Annotated in this window: 14 protein-coding genes and 1 pseudogene; 3 read left to right on the forward strand and 12 right to left on the reverse strand. The window is 45.7% G+C overall.

Features of this window, described 5'->3' with window-relative positions; all coding sequences use genetic code 11:
* Window positions 1–15 precede the first annotated feature (15 nt).
* Window positions 16–2,577, reverse strand: a complete 2,562-nt coding sequence (locus QFZ80_RS23260; RefSeq protein WP_307561269.1) for a LamG-like jellyroll fold domain-containing protein — start codon at window positions 2,575–2,577, stop codon at window positions 16–18.
* 373 nt (window positions 2,578–2,950) lie between these two features.
* Between QFZ80_RS23260 and QFZ80_RS23265 the strand changes: the two genes are divergently transcribed.
* A complete protein-coding gene (locus QFZ80_RS23265) occupies window positions 2,951–3,841 on the forward strand; it encodes an AraC family transcriptional regulator (RefSeq protein WP_307561271.1) in 891 nt (296 codons plus the stop codon).
* A gap of 123 nt (window positions 3,842–3,964) precedes the next feature.
* Entirely contained in the window at window positions 3,965–5,248 is a 1,284-nt protein-coding gene (locus QFZ80_RS23270) for a glycoside hydrolase family 27 protein (RefSeq protein WP_307561273.1), read from the forward strand.
* Between the two features lie 74 nt (window positions 5,249–5,322).
* On the opposite strand, the gene QFZ80_RS23275 is transcribed toward QFZ80_RS23270, so the two are convergent.
* The 10 genes and pseudogenes from QFZ80_RS23275 to QFZ80_RS23315 form a co-directional block, all read right to left on the reverse strand.
* Window positions 5,323–6,384 (reverse strand): glycoside hydrolase family 53 protein, encoded by a 1,062-nt coding sequence (locus QFZ80_RS23275; protein ID WP_307561275.1) that lies wholly within the window; start codon window positions 6,382–6,384, stop codon window positions 5,323–5,325.
* A gap of 94 nt (window positions 6,385–6,478) precedes the next feature.
* Window positions 6,479–8,044 (reverse strand): ABC transporter substrate-binding protein, encoded by a 1,566-nt coding sequence (locus QFZ80_RS23280; protein WP_307561277.1) that lies wholly within the window; start codon window positions 8,042–8,044, stop codon window positions 6,479–6,481.
* Between the two features lie 62 nt (window positions 8,045–8,106).
* A complete protein-coding gene (locus tag QFZ80_RS23285) occupies window positions 8,107–8,988 on the reverse strand; it encodes a carbohydrate ABC transporter permease (RefSeq protein ID WP_307553713.1) in 882 nt (293 codons plus the stop codon).
* A 33-nt stretch (window positions 8,989–9,021) separates the two neighbouring features.
* Entirely contained in the window at window positions 9,022–9,960 is a 939-nt protein-coding gene (locus QFZ80_RS23290) for an ABC transporter permease (protein WP_307561279.1), read from the reverse strand.
* 147 nt (window positions 9,961–10,107) lie between these two features.
* Window positions 10,108–11,910: a sensor histidine kinase gene (locus tag QFZ80_RS23295; protein WP_307561282.1), complete on the reverse strand. Its 1,803-nt coding sequence runs from the start codon at window positions 11,908–11,910 to the stop codon at window positions 10,108–10,110.
* Entirely contained in the window at window positions 11,907–12,650 is a 744-nt protein-coding gene (locus QFZ80_RS23300) for a response regulator transcription factor (RefSeq protein ID WP_307561284.1), read from the reverse strand. The genes QFZ80_RS23295 and QFZ80_RS23300 overlap by 4 nt, the downstream gene beginning before the upstream one ends.
* Window positions 12,651–13,005: 355 nt before the next feature.
* On the reverse strand, window positions 13,006–13,272 hold the full coding sequence (locus QFZ80_RS23305) for a hypothetical protein (protein ID WP_483874730.1): 267 nt from the start codon (window positions 13,270–13,272) through the stop codon (window positions 13,006–13,008).
* Window positions 13,273–13,433: 161 nt separating this feature from the next.
* Window positions 13,434–14,723, reverse strand: coding sequence for an alpha-L-fucosidase (locus QFZ80_RS23310; protein ID WP_307553704.1), 1,290 nt, complete (start codon window positions 14,721–14,723; stop codon window positions 13,434–13,436).
* 479 nt (window positions 14,724–15,202) lie between these two features.
* Window positions 15,203–15,364, reverse strand: a pseudogene (locus tag QFZ80_RS39145) (RICIN domain-containing protein); the annotation flags it as partial.
* Window positions 15,365–15,484: 120 nt separating this feature from the next.
* Complete coding sequence (locus QFZ80_RS23315) at window positions 15,485–22,480, reverse strand: putative Ig domain-containing protein (RefSeq protein WP_307561286.1); 6,996 nt, start codon at window positions 22,478–22,480, stop codon at window positions 15,485–15,487.
* Between the two features lie 288 nt (window positions 22,481–22,768).
* Here QFZ80_RS23315 and QFZ80_RS23320 point away from each other — a divergent pair, with 288 nt between their 5' ends.
* A complete protein-coding gene (locus QFZ80_RS23320) occupies window positions 22,769–23,608 on the forward strand; it encodes an AraC family transcriptional regulator (RefSeq protein ID WP_307553698.1) in 840 nt (279 codons plus the stop codon).
* 65 nt (window positions 23,609–23,673) lie between these two features.
* On the opposite strand, the gene QFZ80_RS23325 is transcribed toward QFZ80_RS23320, so the two are convergent.
* Window positions 23,674–25,347 (reverse strand): type 2 periplasmic-binding domain-containing protein, encoded by a 1,674-nt coding sequence (locus QFZ80_RS23325; protein WP_307561288.1) that lies wholly within the window; start codon window positions 25,345–25,347, stop codon window positions 23,674–23,676.
* Window positions 25,348–25,409: the final 62 nt, after the last annotated feature.

The following is a 25,409-nucleotide window of genomic DNA, read 5'->3' on the forward strand; positions in this document are numbered from 1 at the left end:
TAATAGAATATGCAGTTATTGATCTGTCTGAGCTAAGTTAGTAACTTGTGAAGGAGTTAGGGCGCCTTCATAAATGCGCAATTCGTCCATTAAGCCTTTGAATGGTGTATCCCACCAGTTGACTCCTAAACTGAAGCTGGCATTGGTAGTAGTAAAAATATGTGAGAAGTTTGTTCCTGTAAACTTTGGAACACCGTTGACATAAACAATAATCGTACCGTTATCAACAGAAAAAACCAAATGCGTCCACTCGCCAGTTTTGACGGTTAAACCTGTAGGCGCATCATACCATCTTGTGCCTGACCAGATCATTGTGTTTCCGCCTGCTGGCCCATTCGGAACAAGGCTTACCCAGTTATTAGTGTCTGCGGCTCCAAAGAAAGTGGTGGTATACATAGTTAATTGTTCAGGTTTTAACCAAAGCGACACAGAGTACTTATTGCTAGAGATTAGTCCATTTGGCAACCGTATACCAGAGTCTCCATTAAACGCTGCAGCTTTACCATTCTTACCGTCAATATAAGTAATTGTTCCGCCAGTATTATTAATTCTGTTCCCAGTTTCAGTTCCCGCACCAAAATTACCTGTAAGATCATTTAGGTCATTTTCAAATGAATATTGAGCAACTAATTCTGCCTCTTGGTAGGGTAGTACAGTAATATGAAAGACTTTTGTGGCTTTTACATCCCCTTTAGAGATGGTAGCAGTAAGAGTAGCATTCACAGGATTAGAACCAGCCTCTGGTCGATTAATTACACCTGTATCAGATACAACGTTAGGATTTGATGACTGCCATGAGATTTGAGTTTTTCGGGTACCTTCTGAAGGAAGTGTCAGATTGGAAATGACTTTCTCTATGTCGCCAAGATTCAAATCATTTACAACATCGGCTACAATTTCTTCATCCGTTTTATCAAGCAGTTTACTTCCCCAAACAGAAACACCTTCATTTGACAATGCAGTAAAGCTCATCACATAACTTTCTGAAGTTGGATCCCATTGACGTATGAAAACTCCGTCATAGGTAATGCCATCTACTTTTATTTCTGCTTGGTTATGGCTAGTTTTTTCCCATGTACCAGTCACTTCACCAGAAATCGTATTATCCTTATTTAAACGGATGAATACAGATTTTTTAATTTCTGCACCATAATCTTTTTCTTGGTTAATAAATTTATATTCCCCAATTAGGTCTTGTCTGTTAACCTTCTCAATCGTTTCACCGGCATAGCGGTACGGTGCAACCACTGGCCAGCCATTTTTATTCATGAACATTTGATGAACTCGGACTTCATGAAACTCACCTGTTTGTGGGAAGCGGCTATGGAAAACCAAAAACTGCTGTCCTGTTTCAGAATCTAAGAAAACTGAATTATGTCCAGGAGAAAGATAACCTACGCCAATTCCTGTACCAGGATCCCCCACTTTTCTTTCAAACAAGAAGTTACCCATAATTTTATTTCCATAAGGAGAATGATCAACATTGCCTGGTAAAACCGCATCTTGTCCTTTTGCATCTACATAAGGACCATCCGGGCTTGTTGATCGGAATTGTCTCATATTATAGCCGCCGTCAGCGCCTAACCAGCCATATGTTACATATAGATAATAATAGCCAGTATTCTTATCATAGACAACGTAAGGGCCTTCGCCTGATTTAGCATATCCACCTGCAATTTTTGTTCCAAAATACCGATCGACAAGTCGGCCATCAGATGTCGTTCCATCTTCACCTGGATAAATAGCTTTACCTGATCTTTCATCGATTTCAAGGACATATATTCCACCGGACCATGAACCATAAGTCATCCATAGCTTGCCATCCTTGTCATAAAACAAATTAGCATCGATTGCATTTGGAAAAGTTCTATTAGCATAAGATCCATTATTATTAAACCAACTGGAACTTGGACCTTCTAAGGTACCGTTATCAATAAGAGTTTGGATATTTGTATTCGTATATTTCTTATTAACATTACTATTAGCATCATACGCTTCTTCTCTCGTAAATCCGGAATATATAACGGTATCCACATACTTATATGGTCCTTCAATATCTTTAGATACTGCATAACCAATAGCGGAACGGATATAAGTAGATGATGCACTATAATAAATCATATAGGCACCCTTTGATCCGTCCTCATGGATATAGTTTTCATTCCAGAAAACATCTGGAGCCCAAACAGCAAAACCGCCTTTACTATCAGAATCATTTTCACCGGCCCATGCAAAAGAACCAGCTAGATTTTTTGATAAATCACCATATAACTTATTTTCAGGTGTTGTATATCCATTTGTAAAAGTTTTCCAATTTATTAAGTCAGTTGACTTGGCAGCGTCAATATGAGAGCCGAACACGTAATAGGTATCCCCATCTTTTACGATTGAGGGATCATGGACAGATACATTTTGAAAATCAGGCGCTTCACCTTGGTAATCAACATGTGGTTTATTACTATTTTCGCTAGGCTGACTCGCGGAATTGTCTGTACCATTACCAAAAGCAGCACTTGGTATCATTAATACAAGCATTAAGAAAACAAGTGTAAATCTTCGCACCAAACTTTTACTCATTTAGATGTTCTCCTCTCTCTTTGAAAAAAAAATAAATACACATCTAATACTCTTTAAAACTATGAATCCCTCCTATTGTCCGATTTACTTGTAGGTCATAAAGCGCTTACAAATTACAGAAAAATTAATAATTAATATAACTATTAATTATTAATAATACTATAAATTAAAGTAATCCTCAAGTATCTCCTCATAGGTATATTCTCCTATTTTTGATAATTACCCATTTACTACACATTCTCTCGATTCTATGTATCCAGGAAGTATTCGGGACAATATCAACGATCGATCAATAGATAGTTCTCATGCTACAATTGACGTTAATGACATCAATGACACCATTGATCTCTATACACACAGGAGTTGTTGTTTAATGGTAATCGAAGCTAATGCTAACTATGGCACCTATGGATTCCGTTTCTCGGGATCACCACAGTTAGCCATGTGCAGTCTCTTCGCGGTCGGCCATGAACGCGTTCATAGTTCTTCTTATTTTTGGGACGGTCTTACGAGGACGGACGGTCCCCTTCTCCTTTTCCAATATACGGTAGAGGGCGAAGGTGTACTCGAATCCGAACAACAAACAGAGCAAATAGGTTCCGGAAGAGCCTTTCTCGTTGAAATCCCTGGAGATCACCGGTATTTCTATGCATCCGATACTGAGCCATGGGAGTTCTATTTCTTATTGATAAGACCAGATCTTATCCTTCCTAATTGGATGGAGGCCAAAAAGAGAATCGGCAGCACACCGCTCCTGCCTTTTGGAAGTTCACCGATCCGACTTTTGCGCGACATCTTCATGGAGGCCAAAGCAGGTCGAATCTCTGATCCGTACTTGGCTTCATCTTATGTCTATCAGTTTATTTCAGAGCTTTGCCGGTATTCGTCTTCCAACCAGCGCAATCGGGAGAGCTGGCCGGAGAAAATCAAATTGGCCGTCATTTACATCGAAAATCATTACGCCAGTATGATCTCTCTAGATATGCTCGCAGAAGATCTGCACATATCGAAGTACCACTTCCTTCGTACATTTGCAGCTGTGGTCGGTATGACCCCTAACGATTATTTAAATCGCATCCGAACGGAACGAGCGATGGAACTTTTACGACAGACAGACGATAGCATCGAGCAAATCGCCCAGCAGATCGGGTATTCTAGCGGCAGTTATTTCATTAAAGTGTTCCGCCGATTAACGAAACTGACACCTGGAGCTTTTCGCTCAGGTCATGAAAGCTTGCTTTATAACCGTCTTTTCTTTAATTAATGAAACAGCAATTTAATACCATAAATCAAATTATATTACTATAGAATTCTCTATTTATGGAGGCTACTATTATATCGAGAAAGCAATTTAATCGATCTAGTAACTTCGAGGAGGAAAAATAGGATGACGAAAGAAGCGTTTGCAGTCACGCCGCCGATGGGATGGAATAGTTGGGATTGCTATGGGGCTGCGGTTAAAGAGGCAGAGATTCGGGGGAATGCCGAATACATGGCCGAACATCTCAAGTCATTCGGTTGGGAATACATAGTTGTCGATATCCAATGGTACGAACCTGGTGCTGTCTCTTCGCTTTACCGTCCTTTTGTTCCACTAGAAATGGATGAATATTCACGGCTTGTTCCCGCAGTCAATCGTTTCCCTTCCGCTGCAGGCGGCATGGGATTTCGGCCGCTTTCCGATTATGTGCACAGTCTTGGTCTTAAGTTCGGAATCCACATCATGCGAGGTATTCCAAGGCAAGCTGTTCATAACAACACACCAATCAAAGGATCTAATGCCACTGCACGCGATATCGCTCATACGAACTCGATATGCCCTTGGAATACGGATATGTACGGTGTCAATACTATCAAAGAAGGTGCACAAGCGTATTACGATTCCCTTTTTGAGCTTTACGCAGAGTGGGGCGTCGATTTTATCAAGGTTGATGATATTGGCGCTTCCAAGCTTTATGATACCCACCAGCCGGAAATCCAACTAATCCGCAATGCAATCGACCGCTGTGGAAGACCTATGGTATTGAGCTTATCCCCAGGTCCAGCTCCTGTAGAGTATGCAGATTTCTTCGAATCTCAAGCAAACATGTGGCGGGTGACGGATGATTTCTGGGATTTATGGCCGCTTCTACTCGATATGTTTGACCGTTGTGATAAATGGCAAGGACGCCCAGCCCCAGGTAACTGGCCGGATTGCGACATGCTGCCTCTAGGCCATATAGGTATTCGTTCGGTCGATGGTGGTGCAGCTGACAGGTGGACCAGGTTCACTCGCGATGAGCAGTTAACGATGATGACGCTGTGGAGCATCTTCCGTTCGCCACTCATGTTTGGCGGTGAACTTCGAGATAACGATGAGTGGACACATTCACTCCTCACTAATCGCGATGTACTCGCCATGCATCGAAACAGTTCCAAAGCAAGACAAGTTTCCCGAGAGCAGAATAAGATTGTATGGACAGCGGAGGGAGACCAGGGGGAACACTATGTTGCCCTGTTCAATACGGATGAAACGATAGTCGACATTTCTGTTTCTCTGAGCCAACTCGGCCTCAAAGGGCAAGTCCACGGCAAAGAGTTATGGACAGGGAAAGAGCTAGGCTCAATTCATGACATCCTATCAGCCACTGTTCCACCTCATGGAGTCATTCTTGTACGGTTGGAGAAATAATAGGTAAGTTACTCCTAAACGAATAGCCTATTTCCTACTAATCTAAGGAAGTAGGCTATTCCCTTGCTTCGGATTCATAACCCTTTACGCGAAAACTCCCTAAATGCCTTCCAACCTTCCAGTGCATTGCCGTCAAAATCGAACAGTGCCTGATTCTCCCAATTGTTTCCGCCTTTCGGCTTCCTCACGAAAGTCCGAAGTGAGAACCAGTCCGGTTCCCAGTAAAAGACGCCCAGCCCTTTGCCCCCCGGCACATCCACAACGACCGACATCAAGTCCGTCAAATAACGGTGCTGCTCGGCAGGAGTCGCTTGATAGCCGGGATGCAGCTGGCCGACATCCTTCACCATGTTGGCTACGCCGTCGCTATTCTCCAGCGTAAACGGATGCGCAATTTCCACAACGACAATGCCCTTAGCGTAACGTTCTGCCAAATCGTGCATATTCAAACGCAAATCGTCAAGCGTCCCGTGGGACCACGGATAGAACGAAAGACCAATCAGATCGAACTCGACGCTGTGGCGAAGCAGATTGTCGTAAAAATTAACGCAGCCCGTATTGTTGCCGCCGAAATCGATATGAACCATCGTCGTCGTGGCGCAACCGTCCGATTTTGATCCATCCCGGACTCCGCGGACGCCTGCCTTAACACATTCCGCTAGCTTAGCCCACTGCTCCTCCGTATCAAATTCACCGGTCACTTTGCCGTCATCCCACAGCATGCCCGGTGCAATCTCGTTGCCGATCTGCACCATGTCAGGCGGCGTCCCCTGCGCATGAAGCGAAGCGACGATGTCCAGCGTGTACGCGTACAGCGCATCGACTAGCTCCTCGAACGCCAGCTCCTTCCACGCCGCCGGCTTGAACTGATGGTCAGGGTCGGCCCAAACATCGGAATAATGGAAATCGAGCAGCAGTTTGAAGCTAGCCTCCTTAACCCGCTTGGCAAACGCCAACGTCTGTGCTTTGCCGCAATACCCGTTCGGCGGATCGTTCCAAATCCGCAAACGGATATAATTGATGCCGTACTCTTTCATCAGCTGCAGGCCGTCCTTCGGCACTCCTCCGTCGCGGAAACAGCCTCCGTGCTTTTCGATAAACGGCAAGTTCGAAACGTCAGCGCCCTTAATAAACATGATGCTACCCCTTCCATCCTCGGAATGATCCGTTCCCTCTTGCACTTATTCAGGGTAAAGGTCCTCCCCTTGAGGGGAAGACCTTTACCCTGCTTTATTTGTTGTTCTTTTCCAGGAACGCTTGCATTTGTTTGCGGAATTCCGCCTCAATCTTGTCTAACCCCGCCTTCTTGGCTTGATCCTTGAACTCGGAGATCGTCTTGTCAACGTCTTCCGCCATGCCGAGACTGAGCATCGCCTTATACTTCGTACGAACGGTCGTCAGCGCGGCCATCTCGTTCTTGATATTCGACTCATCGAACACGAACGTTTCTGTAGCCGGATGGACCAATACCGGGTTCCATTTCTTCTCGAACTCGGCTTCGACCGGGTAAGCCCCTTCTTTCGTCCTTTTCAGTTCTTTGTTGCCGAAGCCCCAAGCGCCGCCAGCGATATATTGATCGCCTTCCGGTCCGCTCTTCCACCCTTTGTCGCCAACCGGCTCCCAGTGCTTGCCTTGAATCCCGTACTGGAAAAGATCGAAGTAAGATCTATCGTTTTTCATCTTGTCGAGCAGCATAAACGCGCGCTCCTTGTTCTTGGACGATGCCGGAACCGCCATGCCGTCATTCGTATACAAGCCTAAACGTTTGATGCTGTCCGGTGTCAGGTCGTAAATTTCAGGCTTCCATTCGGGATGTTCCTTTGCCACTTTGGCGGCGGAATTGTTCACCGTTCCGATATTATGGATGTGCGAAGCCGAGGTACCATTCTCGAACGCGGTGCCCGGCAGCGTCTTATTGGAGAGCGCGTTCCGCGACCAGTATCCTTTATTCGCCCAATCCTTCATCTTCTTTGCAAAAGCAACATAAGCCGGTGAATCCCACGTATAGATCATGTCTTCCATTTTTGGCGTCTTTGTATAGGTATAGCTGAAGTCTCCGGCCGATGTCGCCGGAATGATCTTATTCGCTTGATCCTGAATCAGACCGCGAAATCCATCGTTGTCGGTTGCAGCCGCATAAGGGAAAATGCCCTTCTCATTCTTGACCACAGCGTCAAAATATTTCTCGAGGTCTGCGATGGATTGAAGCGGTGGAATGCCGTGCTTCTCCCGCAGGTCACCACGGATGACAACCGCCTGCTCTCCGGTATAGGCAGCGGTGTTTTTCGTCACGAAATACATTTTGCCGTTCAGCTTCGTCTGCTCGAACGAAACCTTATCCTGCGTTGCCCACGTTAGCGGCATATATTTCTTGAGGATATCTTCTGTTACTTCAACGAAAGCGCCCTTGGTGGCCTCTTGCACGTAGTACGCCCATAGTGACGTATACATTAGATCGATCGGTTCACCGGAGGAGAGCAGAAGCGAATATTTTTGCGTCCAATCGCTCCAAGGCAAATATTCGATCGTTAATGTCGCGTTCAAGTCCGTCTTGATCTTCTTGTTGAGCTCTTGAAGCACGGTATCGAGCCCGGTTCCTTTCGGCTTGTCGCCAAGCAGAACCATCTTTAGATTCGCCGGTTCCAGTTTGGCCGGTTCTTGCTTCACATCCGTAGACGCCTTAGGCGATTCGACCGGCTTCGTCCCGCCGTCGCTGCTGCAGCCCGCCAGAAGCGACAGCGCAAAAACCGACGCCAGCATCATGCGGCCGACCTTGCTAAACAATAATTTCTTCATGAATGTTGCAACCTCCCTTGGATTCCGCAAGACTAAAGTTTATGGCAACCAGTTTCCTGGGATTACCCTTTGACTGCTCCTATCGTCAACCCTTTGACAAAGTATTTCTGCACGAACGGATACAGGAAGATGATCGGTCCCGTCACGATGACAGTCAACGCCATCTTCATCGACTCGACCGGCATCGTATCGATGACGATTCCGGATTTTTCCATCACGGAGCGAAGCGCCTGCACGCTGGATAAGAGACGGTACAAGAAGTATTGAAGTGTGAACAATTTCTCGTTACTGATAAACAGCATCGTCGTAAACCAATCGTTCCAATAGCCCAGCGCGGTAAATAGCCCGATGGTGGCGACGACCGGCTTCGCGACGGGTAGAACGCAAGAGACAAAGATGCGAAAATCGCCGGCCCCATCGATTTTCGCCGATTCCGTTATTTCGTACGGAATTCCGGCCATAAACCCTTTGACTATCAAAATATGCCAAACCGAAATCAATCCCGGTATGATCAGCGCCATAATCGAGTTTTTGAACCCCAGATACTGTACGCAAAGGATGTACCAAGGAACAAGCCCGCCGCTGAACAGCGTCGTGAAAAACAGAAAGAATGAGACGCCGCCCCGCCAACGGAAATCTCTGCGTTGAATAACATAACCCGTCATGGCGCATAGAAAGACGGAGATGACCGTACCTACGACAGTTACGAAGATCGTTACCATGTATGCGTTAATAATCGCTGTCGGTTCTTTGAGCGCCAGCGCGTAACCCTCCCACGAAAATTCAACCGGAAAGAACGTATATCCGTTCCGAAGAATGTATTCCTCGCTCGTAAATGACGAACCGAGTACTAGCAAAAACGGAATCAGACAAACCAGGGCGAATCCGGTAACCGAAACGTATCCTATCGCATCGAAAATTCTTTTATCCCATGTCTTTCTCATGATCGGTACTCCCTTCTCCCGCACGACTGCTGATTAGAATAACGCATAGTCTTTCTCCACCCGCTTGACGATATCGTTCATGAAGATGATCATGATGAAGCACATGATCGACTGGTAGAAGCCTGCCGCTGCGGCCATTCCGATTTCGGACGTTTGCGTCAGGGATCGGAAGACGAACGTATCGATAATGTCGGTCGAATCGCGCAGCAGCCCGTTATCGCCAATGAGCTGGTAGAACAATCCGAAATCTCCACGAAATATGCCGCCCACAGCCAGCAGAACCAGAATGATGATCGTAGGCAGAATACTCGGCAGGGTCACGTAACGAATTCGCTGAAAGATGTTGGCGCCGTCGATTTCGGCCGCCTGATTGATTTCGCCGTCGATTGAAATGATGGAGGCCAAATAAATGACCATCCCGTAACCGACCGTTTTCCAAGCATTAAAGAAGACGAGAATAAACGGCCAGTACGACGGATTATTGTAGACGTCCAGAGGCTTCATCCCAAACCACCCGAGCATCGCATTGAGAGCGCCGTATTCGTAGGTGAACAGGTTATACGCAATGGAACCGACGATGACCCAGGAAATAAAGTATGGAAGAAACATCAACGACTGCGTTACTTTCTTGAAATATTTGCCGGCAATTTCACTAAGGAAGATGGCTAACGTAATTTGCATGAATGTGCCGACGACCAGAAATAGCAAATTATAAATCAGCGTGTTCTTCGTAATCAGGAACGCTTGTCCCGACAAGAACAGAAACTTGAAATTGTCGAGCCCGACCCATGGACTTCCTAGAATTCCGTCGGTGTACCGGTACTGCTTGAACGCCATTACGACCCCGACCATCGGAATATAGGCAAAGACAATGACGTGCAGTAAGGTCGGAAGTAGCATGAACCACATCGTCCTCGTTTTGATTAGATCTTTCATGAACCCGTTTTTTTTCACAGCGGCGGTTTGTTTCATTGTTCTCCCTCCGTTCAAAAGATCCGCTATAAGCAATATACCAACTGTCTGTTATGCTGGATATCGTAATGTTTTTCGTTTTGCAGAACAATATTATTGAAAATGAAAGCGCTTGATCAAAAATCGATCAAGCGCTTTTGCGTGACTTCATCCTGCCTCGGCATCATTGTGCTTGCGGGCGGGTATTTTCAGGGTAACGCAAGTTCCCTCGCCCCTCTCGCTCTCGTAAGACAGCCGATGCGCTTCCCCGTATAGCAATCTAAGTCTCTCATTGATGTTGCGGATTGCGTACTGGCTGCCCTTGTCCCCGTCATGTTTCATGGCGATTTGTTCCAACCGATGGGACGGCATGCCAAGTCCATTGTCGCGAATGACTAGGACTATATAGCCGTGCTCCAGACTTCCTTCGATCGCAATCGTCCCAGTCTTATCCGGCTTTTCCAGAATACCGTGTATAATCGCGTTCTCCACGAGCGGTTGCAGCGTAATTTTGGGAATCATGTAAGGTAGCACACACTCGTCTACCTGAACCTCAAGACGGATGCTGTTCAGGAATCGAAAGTTCTGGATCTGCACATAGTAGGAGATATGCCTCAGTTCGTTCTCAATCGTTGAAATATCGCTGCCTTTGTTCAGACTCGATTTGTAGAAGTTTGCCAGCGCGGAAGTGACGGAGGACACTTCCGCGATCCGATTTTTCAAGCTAAGCCAGTTGATCAGGTCCAACGTATTGTATAAAAAATGAGGATTGATTTGCGATTGAAGGGCCTTCAGTTCCGCGCTTTTGAGCTCCTGTCCGAGCGTGTATTGTTCTTCAAGCAGCGTTGTAATCCGTTTTAGCATAAAGTTATAGTTCTCAGTCAGCTCTCCGACCTCATCCTTGCCCCGTCTCAGGTTAACAGGATCCAACCGTCCGTCCTGTATTTGTTTCATCCGCAGCACCAGACGGGATAGACGCCGGGTCACCGAAACGGATAAATACGTGGCAAATGCATACGCGACTGTACTCAGGACGAGAAGTACCATGATGATCTCCGTACGAAGGCCTCCGACTTCCCTGATGATGGAGCTTTCCGGGATGATCGTAATCATCTGCCAATCCGTACCGGGAATCATTCGGGTTAAATAATAAACGGTACCGGTATCAAGCTTGACCGTCGAAACTCCGTTTTTGCCGCTATCTGGCACTGCAGATACGGCATAATCGCGTTCTCCCGCCGTCATTCCATTCGAGCTCGCCACCAGGAGGCCATCCTGGTTGCTTAAATAGGTATAGCTATCCCGAACCGTATTCGCCCTCGCCAGTATGGTGTCGACCATGCCCTTGCTTATATCGATTCGAAATACGCCCAGTATGATTTTGTAATTGCTTTCACTGATCATTTTGCGCCCAAGTGATAAAATATCTGTCGTGTTTTTTTCCGAATCGTTGGTATAGGAAGACGGAAAGCCGACTACCTTCTCGCTGCTGGTCATCAGCTTTTGATACCAATCCGTATTTCGGGCGTCTTCGAGGCTGAACATGTTCACATTCTCCTGCGAATAAATCGTCCCGTTCTGTACGTAAAACCGCACTTTCAGAATATCCTCCGGATCGCGATACGAGTCGGCATACCGAGTAAGGTCGTACATATCTTGAATCTGATCGATGATACGGTAATCGGACAAATTTCGCCCCATAATACGCTTGATGGTGGAATCCATTGCTATTTGATCGGATGTCTTGAGCACACGGTACATCTTGTAGGACAAGTATTCATGTGTCTGGTTGAAGCTTTGCTCAGCCGAAAAAATGGTCCGATCGTAGATGATCCTCGTGATTTTTTCATAGGAGTAGTAAGTAAGAGCGGTAAGCGGCAGCAGCAGGAGAAGCAAATAGGACAGCAGCAGCTTCTTCCGCAGCGAGATGTCGTACAGGAACCGGTAGATCATACGGTTGACGGTTTTCATCCCCTGATCTTCTCCTGAAATTCTTGCGGCGTGGAACCGGTTATTTTTTTGAAAATTTTAGTGAAGTAATTACTGTCATGGTAACCTGACTTTAGAGCCACATCCTTGATCTTCATGCGGCTGTCCTTCAACATCTCCATCGCTTTCGCAATCCGGTAACGAACAATGTAACCGCCCACTGTCATTCCCGTTTCTTCTTTAAAAATGACGCAAATATGCGAAGGCGAAAGAAACATATGCCTCGATATTTGATCCAGACTTAATTCGACGTCCTTGTAGCGATCGTGAATAAACGCCAATATATCCGTAACGGCCCTGTTCTGAACATTCACATCATCCGGAAGTACTTTAATCGCCTGACGTCTGTTCTTGCCGCACCTCAACGCAGCTTTCTCGACCTCCGACCGCAATTCGTCAATGTTGATCGGTTTCTCCACATACCCGGAGGCGGATACACGAATGGCTGCTTTGAAATATTCTTTATCCGTATACCCGCTCATAAAAATGATATGGCAATCCGGATAAAGCTCGCGGATCCGATAAGCCAAATCGGTCCCGTTCATGCGGGGCATACGGACATCTGTGAGCAGAATGTCCGGGCGAAGGCGTTCTGCCGCCTCCAGCGCATGTACGCCATCATCCGCCTGTACAACTCGCTCAATTCCAAGCTGCCGCCAAGGAAGATTATCCAGGATGCCTTCTCTCGTAAACCATTCATCGTCGACCAATAACAAGTTCACGCAATTCCCCCCTCTATGATATCCAACATAATGATTGCGCTTTCAAACCAATTTTTGTGAAACTACATGCCTATATTATACCATACTACGATTATGGCATATTTAACGTATATGGCCAGTTCATTTAGCAAACAAACTATCGTTCCTCGTTCGTTAGTTCAATACCAATTAACGGTAAAAGGGGGCACATTTGTGGCAACTACCACGGGAATATAATGCCCTAAGTATAAAAATAACAAACCGGCACTCCATCGGAGTCCCGGTTCCTTTCCCACCTATCCAACCTCACACAATCGCCCATCCCGAAAATGCACAACCCGCATCGCTTGCTGAGCAATCGCCAGATCATGCGTTATCAAACAATCGTCCTGCCCTGCTCATTCAATCGCTTTAAAATCTCATGCATGACAAGCGGATACCGCTCTTTTTTGCTCATTCCGCGATAAATGAGCGGCAGCTCCACATTTTCATACGCATTTAACCGTGGCAGCAAATTGAAGCTTTGAAAAACAAATCCGATCTTCCGATTCCTTATTTCAGCCAACTGTGCATCCTTCAGCTGATTAATTGCCTTCCCATCCAGTACATACGCCCCATGATCCGCTGCCTTTCGCAACTGCACGATGCCAATCGCCATTTCCGTGTGTCTTAAGATTCGTTGCTAGAAGTAAGTACCGGATGGCCGCCATTTAATTCCAGCCAATGCAACGGATCATTCCCCTTACTTAAGGCAAGTAGATTTCCTCACCGGCTATACCTGTATCCGTAAAAGATTGATGCCAATCAGTCTGATGTCTCTATAACCAATTGAATGACGGTGTCAATCGGTTCCCATTTTTCTTTAGGTACTTGAATTGAAATCCCTTGCTCATGCTGTACGAAAGGAACCGTGCTTCCGTCAAGCAATTGGCACCGCTCGATTTTTTGCTGAAGCGCCGGTAATAACAGGTTATCAAAAGCAAGCATATCCTGTACATGTAAATAAAGGTTGTTTCCCTTGCTGGTCATGCCATAAATATGATCAACAGGCTGAAGTGGTCCTGGCCGAGTTCCATAAATCGCTTCGCCGTTTTTCCGCATGAACGCACCGATTTGCTTTAATCGCTCTTTTTGGCTTGCAGGTATTTCCCCATCCGGATTAGGGGCAACATTGAGCAGCACATTTCCGCCGCGGACAAAACAATCGATCATTATTTTTATGATTTTCTCGATCGGCAATACCCGTTCTTGAGGCTCATATGACCAATGATAAGCGATTGTGAAATTTTTTTCCCAATCGATTGGAACGATGTCTCCATTAATGTCGTGAGGGCCTTCGTCGCATTGAAAATTGCCAATCCAGCCGGACCGCGGATTAATAACGCATTTCGGCTGATTGCTCCTTACCATTTCATTTAATTGGATCGGTTCCCAGAACCATGCCGCATCTGCATCCGATCCGGAATGTGCCAACCAGCCTCCATCATACCAGAGAATATCGATTGTTCCGTATCGCGTGGTAAGCTCTTCTATCTGCTCATAGGTTTGTCTTTTCATCAGGGCTGCATTTTCTGCCAGCTCCTTCGGTTTGAAATAGCCCGGAAATCTCCAGTCCATGGGCGAATAATACAATCCGGTACGGAGTCCGGCCTTACGAAAGGCGTCCGTATATTCTTTTACAAAGTCGTGTTTTGCAGCGGTATTCATGCTATTGAATTGTCCGTAGCTTCCCGGACTGTCCCATAGCGCAAAGCCGTCATGATGGCGTGTTACCATGACCGAATATCGCATACCTGCTTCTTGCGCCAGGCTCGCCCATTCTTCCGCATTAAATTTTTGCGGTTGAAACTGATCGGCCAGCTTCGCGTATTCTTCTACGGGAATTTTTTCGTTGAACATGGCCCATTCACCACGCCCAAGTATGGAGTAAAGTCCCCAATGGCAGAAAAAACCGAGTTTCGCATCCCGCCACCATTTCATATCTTCATCGCTCAGGTTAAGCCCAGGCGCTTCAATACCGTCCTGGCTTTTAAGCCGAATACTGCTTTTCAACATGGATGCAAGCTCTGCATCATTCAATTTTTTTATGGACATTGTTCAAAACTCCCTTCAAGTATGTGAAAACTTCTATGCATTCGTATATTTGGAGATCTATTCGGTTTGAATATCGATTTCAACGGTAGAAGCGCATTGGTCACCGTTAAAACCGGAAAGCGCTACGAATCGAATATATTTTCCCATCTTACTTCTTATCGTATTGAAGCCGTCGTTCACCCATTCCATTTCATCCGTTCATGATGCACTCTCCAGTTCTAGTAGTATTTAAAACAAAATTACTTTATACCAATATTATAGAGTACTTATATCTCATTAAAAATAACACCTTCCTACAATTTATATAACTAAATTACGTTTATATTTAGAAATCCTTATATGTGTGGATGGTCATCACCAGCAGTTGAAATCGGTTCAATATGAGTAAAATAACAAGACTAAAGAGGCTATCCCCGTTCCAGACGAAAAATGGATAGCCTCTTTATTTTGCTGTCATAAATGCCAAATTGGTTCCTGACTTATTGTTTAATTAATTGCCACTGCTGATTGCCGCCGCCTACAAAACCCCATTGCTTAACCTGGGCATCTTCGGCCAGCGTACCGCCGGTTACCTCCAGCGCTTTCGTGCTATGAGGGGCTTCGATTTTATAGCTGCCGGTACCTAAGTCTGTAATCTTCCACTGCTGATTGTTGCTGCCTAAATAAGTCGGACCCTTCGGTTACCGCATTTCCCAATTACTGATATGATCGTTGAAAGAAACAAGCCCCCAAGCTACAGTTCTATGATTGGGGGCCTTCGATCATTTCTTCTCCAGATACATGTTACTTCTTGCCTGATGGTCATGTGGAACGGTTACCGTGATCATCTTGACGGTTACGTTGCCGACCTTGTCGGTTGCCGTGTACGTAATGGTATAAGTACGTCCGGTACCTTGCTCCGATCGTTCCGCTCTTAGGATGTATGATGAATCCAAGGTGCCATATTCGGCATTTTGAATATCGTTCGGTTGATCTTCGGCACTCGTACCTTGATCTGGTTCATTGCTGGTTATCGAGGTCAGAACGATCGAATCGATCCCGGATAGGCTATCGTTTCCATATACCTGTGCAGTAACCGTTACAAGACTATGATTCGGAGGCCAAAGCTCGGTCTTATCTAACACGACATTCAATTCCGGCGCTGTTTTATCGATCTGGATCGTGACTGTATGCGCCTCTTCCACATTACCGGCGTTGTCAACGCTCCAATAGACAAGGGAATGTGTACCTTCCTCTATAACGTTAACCGTCGTTCCCATCTGCTGAATGCCGCCATTCAACGTGTAATAAGTTGTTGCAATACCGGATCCGCTATCACTTGCTGCCAAATTGACCGTTACGTCATGGTTGACCCATCCTTGCGGAGCATCATCCGTCGTTGTCGGAGCAATCGTGTCGACCACCTGAATATCGACTGTCATGTTCGCCATTGCTCCTCTTGTATCATACACGGCGAACGTCACGCCATAGCTTCCAGGTACTTGCGGCGTCCAGGCAAATTGTTGAGAAACGAAGGACGCCCCAAGCGGTAAATGATTCGAACTGTAGGTTAACGCGTCCCCATCCTTGTCTACCGCATAGACGGAAAACGTAACACTGGTGCCTGATTCCGTCGTCATAGCTGGGATTGGTGTGAAGACCGGAATCGAATTCAGCGCCTCGAGCGCGCTAATGATATCTGCAGTTGCTGCATCAATGGTCCCCTGATTCGCTGTGTTCGGCAAGGCGTTGGCGTTATCGATTGCGGTTTTGAGAGCCTGCCACTTCTCCTCTGAATACTGATTCTCATCCATCACATTAACTTCGGCTTTCAAGACATCCAACAAGGTTCTGTCTATAACCTTCTTATAGAACTCGAGTTCGGCTACATTGGCGTTTCCATTAGAAGAGTAATAGCGATAATAACGATAGTTCGTCGTGTTTGGAATCGCCATCGTATACCATTGATTCTGGGTGATACCGCTGATGGTATACAGATCTACGAAGTTTGTTCCATCGTTAGAGCCTTGAATGAGCGCTCCGTTCATACGAGCTTGAAAATTAGTTCTCGGAATGAATTTGACACTTCCAATTAATTTTTCATTTCCTGTACCCAAGTCAACGAGAATCCAACCAGGATTAAACTCGGTATCGGGAGATGTAGTCGTATTGCCGTCAAAGGCACGCCATCCATTTTGTGCAGCGTCATATTTTTTGTCCCATGACCGGTGGGAGGATACAACCATCGAAGATGTCAAGGTGATCTTTTCCGCAGGGAGGGTACTTGCGGACACCAGCAACAGTTCAGCCTGATCAAGCTCAGCTGCAAGCTGCTCCATATTAGCTCCCGTTGTTTTCATTGCCCCTTCAATCCTCTTTACTTCTTTGAGGTAGAGGTAATAGCTGCCCTTGGTGTAAGTTACTGGCGAAACGATATTCAGATTTACTTTGAAGTCCACGATCTGGCTAACCGTAAAATTGCCGTTGTTGACCGTAAGGGTTACAGGGTTACTGCCATAATCCGCTTGGGTCGGAGTCCATGCGAGAACGCCGTTTGACGTACCCAATACCGCACCCGCAGGCAAATTTACGGCACTGTAAATCAGAGACTCGCCCGTAGGATCAGTTGCAGCTACCTGATAAGTGAACGGTTGTTTCGCTGTCAGTTCCACAGTTGCATCTAGGGAAATAATCGGCTGACCTTTTACGGTAATCCTGACATCCCGCGAGGAAGTCAATTCACCGGCTGTTGCGGTGAAGGTTACGGAATATTCGCCGCCCTGTTCCTTACTTGGCGTCCATTCAAAGGTTCGGGTATCCGCATGGAAGGTTGATCCCTCAGGCAAGCCGATAACTCCGTATACAACATCAGTTACTGCATTCGTCGCATGAACATTAAACGTAAGTTTATTTCCCGCAATGACGGTTTTATTGCCAATGGCACTAATCACCGGTATTCCCGGAATATAAACCAATCCTTTCAGCGCCGTCAACAGATTGGCTGCCGCCGTATCAATATCATCCTGCGTTGCGTTGGCATTATCAGCTGCTAAATTGGCTGCAGACGCTGCCTCTTCGAGAGACTGCAAGCTTGCTGCAGTGTATACGTTAGTATCAATAGCTGCCGTCGATTCATCCAGCAAGTAGGCGAGCAGCGTCTTGTCAATGCCTCTCTCCAGGAACTCTACTTCTGTAAAGTTCACGAAACCGTTATGATCATCATAGATACGGATATAACGGTATGGCGTCGACTCCGTATTGATGCCGGAATACCATTTGAATTGTGTCACGCCGCTAATCTTGTGCAGATCTGTCCAATTCACTTTATCATTTGAGCCTTTAAATACGGTTCTATTGGCACGATCGAGCAGGGTGTTACTACCTTCCCTTGGTAGGTAGCGGAAAGTATCAACCACTTTTTCATTGCCTGCGCCAAAGTCTATATCAACCCAGCTTACAGCTGATCTGGTATGGGTAATATTAGTCAGGATTCCATCGAAAATAAACCATCCATTTTGCGCTTCAGAGATATTGTCGTTATTCCAGCCTTTCTCAGATGCCCTGACCATAGATGGCTGCACCTCGACTTTCGTGAGGAGCGTTCTGAACGAAACAAGCAGTTGATGGGCATCGTGAATTTCATTAATCAACTGTTCCTCATCAAAACCGGGTTTAGCCATCTCCGCTTTGATTCGATCCAATTCTTTGTAGAACAGGTAGAAGCTCATCTTCGTATAATCTTTTGCCGGAAGGTTCTCAGCATCTGCTAAAACGAATGCAATGGAATCCGCGTAAGCTGAAGCAGTTGCCGAGAAAGGCCCTGCTGTACCGTCTCCATGAACGGCTATAACCTTATAATGGACACTACCGTATTTTAGGCTTGCTTCTTTGAATGAAGTCTCTCTCGTACCCGTGAGAACCTCCGTCCAAGGAGAACCGTCTGCCAATTCCATTGTACCTGGTTTAAATACCGGATCGGTCAAGCTGGCTGCCTTATCTTTCGTGCTGTACAGATTGAACCAAGAAGCTTGTTTCGGTTTATTCCAGTTAACTGTAACTTGGTCCTTCACTTTTACAATGAAAGGCGAAATGGTACCTTGAGATGTTTCCGTTACGGTTACCTCATTGAACTGCGCCTGGTCGGAAGCCACAACGCCGGTATAATACGCATACGGCAATACGGTGAACATTTTCGCAATATAGTTCCATTCTGCTCCATCCTTGGATACAAAAGCATAAACAGTCTGCGAATCATGATCACGCGCCAATTTAATGTATGGATACTCTGCCGCCATGTACCCATTAATCCTCGCATTTAACGGGCTTGCCACCTGGTTGGACGATTGATGGAAGGATATCCTAGTACGGTTTTGCAAGACGAGATTCCCGTCCTGATCAGCGCCGAAATAAATGTAACGGCTATTGGCAGCGAGCTGATCACGCATCATAATGCCACTCGCTTCTCCAGATTGACTATCGATTTTCGCACTTATGGAACTGCTGCCGGCTGCAACTTGACTGACAAAATGTAAAGAATCATTGATATACCGTTTGTAAATATGATAGTCGTCACCTATGCCCAAACCGGTACCACCTGCACCATCGATCGCAATAGAAGCGCTATTGATCGCAGCAGAGCCAGCCGTTGTGCTTAAGCGGTCATCCCGCCATGCTGTATCGGCATTACCGGAGACCGGTGCCGTTAAATCAACCTTGGCGCGCCAGGAATCCCAGCCTGCACCGTTTTTGTTAACCGCAGCCACTTTATAGTAGTACACTTTCCCGTTCTGAACTGTCAGATCTTTGAAATAATTGCCGGTTACTCCTGTCGCAATTGTCACATAATTGCCGTTCTCCGTTTCTGAGCGTTTAATGGTATAGGACTGACCGCCAGACGTCGTTTTCCAGGAGATGCCGACATAACCGTTGCCTGCAAGCGCATTGGCGAAGTCAACGTGGAACGGTTTCGGAGCAACCTCAATATCCGATGTCAATTTCAACACCATCGCGGATTTAGGGGCAATGGTCACTTTCCCGTTCACAATCGGTACACTCGTTCCTGTCACCAGGTCGAGTATCTCGCTTCCGGTATAATCAGCTGGCAATTCAACATCGAACGACTTTTTGTTGCCATACTCGTCGCGTGTTGTATTGAACAGGACGAAGTATTTCCCATATCTTGTCGTCATCAAATCCGTGTAGCCTGAGTAAGGGTTATCCGCCTCGTAATTATCGCGATTGACTGTGCCTACACCCGGCTGATAAGCCATCGGAGCAATTTCTCCAGCCAGTGCTTGAGGTGCGCCGCTCACGTTCCCTGCCTGATCGGACATGTAATCGACGTCGATATTAGCCGACCGCATATTATAGTCTTCATATTGGAAGATGTTATTGGTGGCGATTTGCACGTTATGGTCATAGTTGTCGTTCATAACACGAATGCGCCCGTTGCTTACCGCACCCCGGTTGCGTTCATACAACGAACCGAACATACGGAAGTCGCCATCTCTGAGTGAAATATACATATTATCGATATCGACCCATGCGAAACGCTCATAGTTATCCGGGTTTACTCCGAGCTCGGCAATTTCCTCCGGCTTATAATAATCGAAATCGGTTTGTGGAAGGACAACCCCAGCCGCAACACTGCCGAACCGGCTGTATTCGGCACGATCTGCCGTAACGTATTGGTAGGCATCCTCCAGCAAATAATCGACTGCGCTCATCGATCCCGTGTTCCCAAAGCCATTATTGAAAAACTGGTGATCCGCAAGCTGCTGCTGCAAATATCCGACTGCTTCTTTCGCATACAGCCAGTACTCATCCCACTCCGGGCCGCTGTATCTTTGTTCGTTTTTAGCCATCGTCATTTCCAGGGCTGCATACTGCAACGCCATTTGAGATGCCACTCTCACACCATAAGCATAAAATCCTGGCATACCCTGATTTCGTTCGTCCGTTACTTGCTCCGCTCTCATAATTCTCTTTCCGTTGTTATCCAAATCCGTATAACGGACATATCCGCGCGCGTGCAAAGTTTTCAACGCCAATTTCAAGATTTCGTCATTTACTTCCTCGTCGCCGGCGTGGTCTAACGTTTTATAAAAATAACTCTTAAGGTAGTTGCTTGCCTCTCCGTAATTGGCGACATAGGTATTTTCCCTTGTAAGACCTGCCTCAGATATGCCGGTGTAATGCTTGCCGTACGGCAGCCGTCTGACAACCTTGCCTTCCGAATCCAGCTTGCTCTTGGCAAATCCTTTCCCCACAATTTGGACAAAATCATCCGTAAATACCGCTTGCCCATCGTGATAGAACAGGGAATGGTACAAATCCAGTTCTTCATCATTCGGGCCGACCAGCACTTCTTCGCCCAGGAACGGTTTGGCTCCCAGTGCTTCAAGTAAAATCTCATGGCTGCGCTCTTTGCCTTCGTAGAATCGCGAGCCGATCAGGCGAAGCCCTTCATGAGCCTCCCACGCGCCTTCATACGTGTAGACGACCTGATTGTAAATGTAGGATAGCCTTGCGCGAGCAAAGTCGAAGTTCGCTTTTAACGCCCGTTCCCACGCTTCGCGTCGCGTTAAATCGCCGCCGTTCCAGTCCACGCCTGCAAGCGAGAACTCTCCTGCAACGGTTCCCGTAACAAGCTGTTGATCCAGGAAAGCATTAAACGCAGCTTCACCATAGATAGAATCGTCTTTAATGAGGTTCTCGACAATATACAGAGCTTCGCCAAGCGCCCCGTAATAGCCGCCCCAGTCACCCTGATGTCCTCCTCGCAGCACCAGTCTCGTATTGCCATAGTAATCCTTTACATGATTGTCAATCGTTTTGAAAATACGCTCAATCGCCGCCTTTTTTAATTGTGGCGTATTGGCAGGCGACCATTCCTGCTTCAGTACAGTCGCATAATATTTGAGCTCGTCCTGATAGCGGATGATCGATAATTTGCCACCCGCCCCTGCATCGATTTTGGCTGAGTAATTGTTGAACTTATCGATTTGTCCTTGCGTATACGCGTTAATCAAAGCGAGCTTCTCCGCATCCGTCTTATCCGGTGCAAGAATGGAATCCGGCGTCTGATCCTGCTTCAATTTGCTGCCCTGCGTTTCTCCATCTACATTCAAGTAGGCCTGCGTATGCGTGTAAGCATTATAATAGCCTCTTGAAGCGGTCTCCACTTTGCCCCATACATTCAACGTTTTAATCGTGATTTCAACCGTCTCTTTGCCCACTGTAGATTCAAGTGGAAGCATGATCGTGTTATAGTAGAAGCGATTGGGCAAAATCCAGCCCTTATTAATTGCTTCATAATCGCCGTGCCTGACATAACCGACCTGCTCGCCGTTAATATTGACCACACTATTGCCATTCGACCCTTCATCTCCCGAGAACTTCATGGTGAAATAGTTTCGAAGGTAAGGATCGACCTTTATCGTAAACGTTAAATCCCCACCCTGTCCTTCGGCCGGAACACGCGGATTCGATACCCGGGCGGATTCGCCGAAAAGTCCGGTGATTGCGGTTGTAAAATCTCCTTTGAACTGGTGTGCGCTTTCAGATGCAGCATCACCGAATATAAGCTTATCCAAATAACCATTCTCATTCGCAACCGCAGCTTCACTAGCTGCTGAATGCGTCGTATTCAATTCTTCCGCTAATGCTGGAATAGGAGCTGTAATCTGTAAAAACAATGTAACTATTAGACCGACTGATAAAACTTTCTTAACATGATTGGTGGTACTTCCGAGTTGCTTGAATAAACCTTTACTCATTGTTTTCCTCCTATTATTAAATAAATGACCAACTTCCATTAAAGCGTTTTCATCCTTTATTTTAAAAGGAATGAAATAATTTTCGATGCCCCTTTCCAAATAGAATTTGCATCCATAATTCATTATACGTTCATCGGATATGGAATTAAATAACATAATTTGATACTGTATGAAACAATATTACGATTTACTACCCATATACTCTCTATTGTTATTTGAAATCACTGATATTACAATTAAAAAAAAGCCTTCATAATTTATATAACTAAATTCGATAGGAGTGGTTCTATGCCTATGTACCGTCACTTTTATTTGCCCAATTTCGCCGAGTTTAACTTTTTTTGCTTCCCGCATTCCGTCGGGAAGTACACACAGCCTGAAGAACATAATGTCCATCGCGAAGAAGGTGTAAGAGATTTCAGTTTGCACTTTATAGTAGGCGGTAAGGGATATATGGAATTGGATGATACTGTTTACACATTAAAACAAGGAGATGTCTTCCTTCATACTCCTTTTCAGAAAATGCGCTACTACCCATCCGAAGATGACCGTTGGGAAATTTACTGGATGCAGTTTAACGGCAGTAAACTGCCTGACTATTTGCTGGAAGGCGGCTTTCACGAGTCGTCTGTATGGTTTATGAATGATATCGGAATGTTGGAACAAGCCTATCTCGACTTGCTTGAAGAAATTGAAGAGAATGACTTCTTGCGACCATCCAAAATATCCGCACTGACCTATTCAGTACTGGTTGAATTTATGTGTAATGCCATTCCTTTTTCCAAAAAGAGGGGGGCACATAACGTGGATCGAATCATTCATCTCCTTCCGATTATGCAAGAAAAAGCACACCTCCCATTTACCCTGGATGAGTGGGCGGACAAAGTGAAACTAACGCCAAATTATTTCTGCAGTCTATTCAAAAAAATAACGAAAATGACACCGATCGCCTATATCACAAAATGTAGAATCCAAAAGAGCAAAAAAATGCTGCTCAGCGACCCGCATATTCAAATCAAAGAAATCGCCATAGATTCCGGTTATCCCAGCGTAAGTTATTTCAACAAAATTTTTATGGAGATGGAAGGTGTTACTCCGAGCGATTTCCGAAATAATCATTTCAAGTAAAAATGAGAAAACCGCTTAGTTTCCGTTATGGAGACTAAGCGGTTAGATGCAGCTTAACCAATTATTTATTTCTTCTTTGTACTGTCCATCGCTTTTTGAGTAATTTCCAAATAACGATCTAATTTCAATTTATTAAAGCCTTCTATATAGGCATCCCAATCAGATGCAAACTTTTTGTTTCCGGTAATGAATTTAACCTTATTTTCATCTACATATTTATTGATATTTGTGAGAAGCATGGTGTATTCCTCGACAGCCGCCGGATCAATAAACATGTTGCCCGGGAACGATTCTTTTGGCTGGAATCCGTCATAAAGCTGGGTCGCCTTGAACAATCTCAGTTCATATCCCGCTTTCGCTTTGATATCTTGATCTGCTGCCCAAGACGCTCTGAAATCTTTCGTCTTAACAAAAGGACCAACCTCGCTCCAAGCATTGTTATGCTTACGTGTTTCACCTAATGGAAGCACAATTGGCTTGTATTTTGCAGGTTTTCCGTTCAGATCGAGATCGGAAGCGGTTCCTTCCGTCCAGTTAACGCCTTTTTCCCCATGGGTTGCCCGAATTGTACCCTCATCCGTCACCAAATAGTCGGCAAGCTTAATGGCAGCTATTTGTTGTTCTTTGTTTGCCTTATTCGATATTGCAAAGTTGGCGCCCCCAAGGTTTTTGCCCCCACCATACCCTGTCGTTTGAACACCGGACGGTCCTTTCAGTGGAGGAATTGCCTCATATTGCAGGTGAATCGGGTTATTGGGATCAAAGAAAACGTAGGGATGAAGCCCTATAGCGACGCCTGTTGTCGCGATTCCATCCCGGTTGACAACCTGCTTATATGCAGGCCCGTTTTGCGAGAAGGCACCCGGATCGATCAAGCCTTCCGCGTAAAGCGAAGCTATATATTCAAGGCCGGCTTTAAACTCCGGCTTGTTTGCAGTAAATTCTGCTTTACCGTCTTTTGATATAAAATAACAAGGAGCATTGTTGCAATGTGTGCCAGAATCATCATTAATAAAAGCGTTCATCAAAACACTGGCTACAGGGTTTCCGACAGCTCCGCTTAGAGGTATCTCATCCTTTTTCCCGTTGCCGTTCAAATCTGTCTCTTTAAAAGCTACGAGCATTTTCTTAAAATCTTCCGTTGTTTTCGGCATTTCCATTCCGACTTTTTTCAACCATTCCGTATTCACCCACATCTTGGAGCCGAAACTGCAATGGTAGCATTCATTGATTGCCGGCAACCCGTAAATATTTCCGTCTGGTGCTGTAATACTTTTGTAATTAGGGATTTCTTCCATTCGTTTTTTAATATTGGGTCCATACTTGTCAATGAGCTCGTTTAATGGAAGAAGTACGCCTTGTGATCCCAATTTCATCAGCTCCGAAGGGGTAATGACATCGGACCAGTTCAAAAGGAAAATGTCTGGATAATCCCCGCTCGTAAGAGCAAGCTGCCTCTTCTCTTTAGCCGTTTCATTCGAGTTAATCTGAATATTCAATTTTACATTCAGCTTTTCATTCATCTCTTGCGTGAATTTGTTCGTATTCATGTCCAGTTCTGGATCGCCGATCATAAAAGCCTTAAGTGCTACAGGACTTTTATTCGCATTAGCGGAGGCTGACGGATTATTCGTGCTTCCAGCGTTGTTATTGCTGCCAGCGTTATTTGTTGAGCAGCCTGCCAACACCGTACCTGCAAGAAGTAGTATACTAAGTCCCCAAATCATTGTTTTTTTCACGTGTAGCCCTCCTTATTGATTTAAAAAACAGTTAAACTCAATTTATTAGCTAGCTCCACGAT

Source organism: Paenibacillus sp. V4I7 (genome assembly GCF_030817275.1).
Classification (GTDB): Bacteria; Bacillota; Bacilli; order Paenibacillales; family NBRC-103111; genus Paenibacillus_E.

Coding starts and splice junctions, on each gene's coding strand:
- QFZ80_RS23260 (WP_307561269.1), bottom strand. CDS start 2,577: ATGAGTAAAAGTTTGGTGCGAAGATTTACACTTGTTTTCTTAATGCTT.
- QFZ80_RS23265 (WP_307561271.1), top strand. CDS start 2,951: ATGGTAATCGAAGCTAATGCTAACTATGGCACCTATGGATTCCGTTTC.
- QFZ80_RS23270 (WP_307561273.1), top strand. CDS start 3,965: ATGACGAAAGAAGCGTTTGCAGTCACGCCGCCGATGGGATGGAATAGT.
- QFZ80_RS23275 (WP_307561275.1), bottom strand. CDS start 6,384: ATGTTTATTAAGGGCGCTGACGTTTCGAACTTGCCGTTTATCGAAAAG.
- QFZ80_RS23280 (WP_307561277.1), bottom strand. CDS start 8,044: ATGAAGAAATTATTGTTTAGCAAGGTCGGCCGCATGATGCTGGCGTCG.
- QFZ80_RS23285 (WP_307553713.1), bottom strand. CDS start 8,988: ATGAGAAAGACATGGGATAAAAGAATTTTCGATGCGATAGGATACGTT.
- QFZ80_RS23290 (WP_307561279.1), bottom strand. CDS start 9,960: ATGAAACAAACCGCCGCTGTGAAAAAAAACGGGTTCATGAAAGATCTA.
- QFZ80_RS23295 (WP_307561282.1), bottom strand. CDS start 11,910: ATGAAAACCGTCAACCGTATGATCTACCGGTTCCTGTACGACATCTCG.
- QFZ80_RS23310 (WP_307553704.1), bottom strand. CDS start 14,723: ATGTCCATAAAAAAATTGAATGATGCAGAGCTTGCATCCATGTTGAAA.
- QFZ80_RS23315 (WP_307561286.1), bottom strand. CDS start 22,480: ATGAGTAAAGGTTTATTCAAGCAACTCGGAAGTACCACCAATCATGTT.
- QFZ80_RS23320 (WP_307553698.1), top strand. CDS start 22,769: ATGCCTATGTACCGTCACTTTTATTTGCCCAATTTCGCCGAGTTTAAC.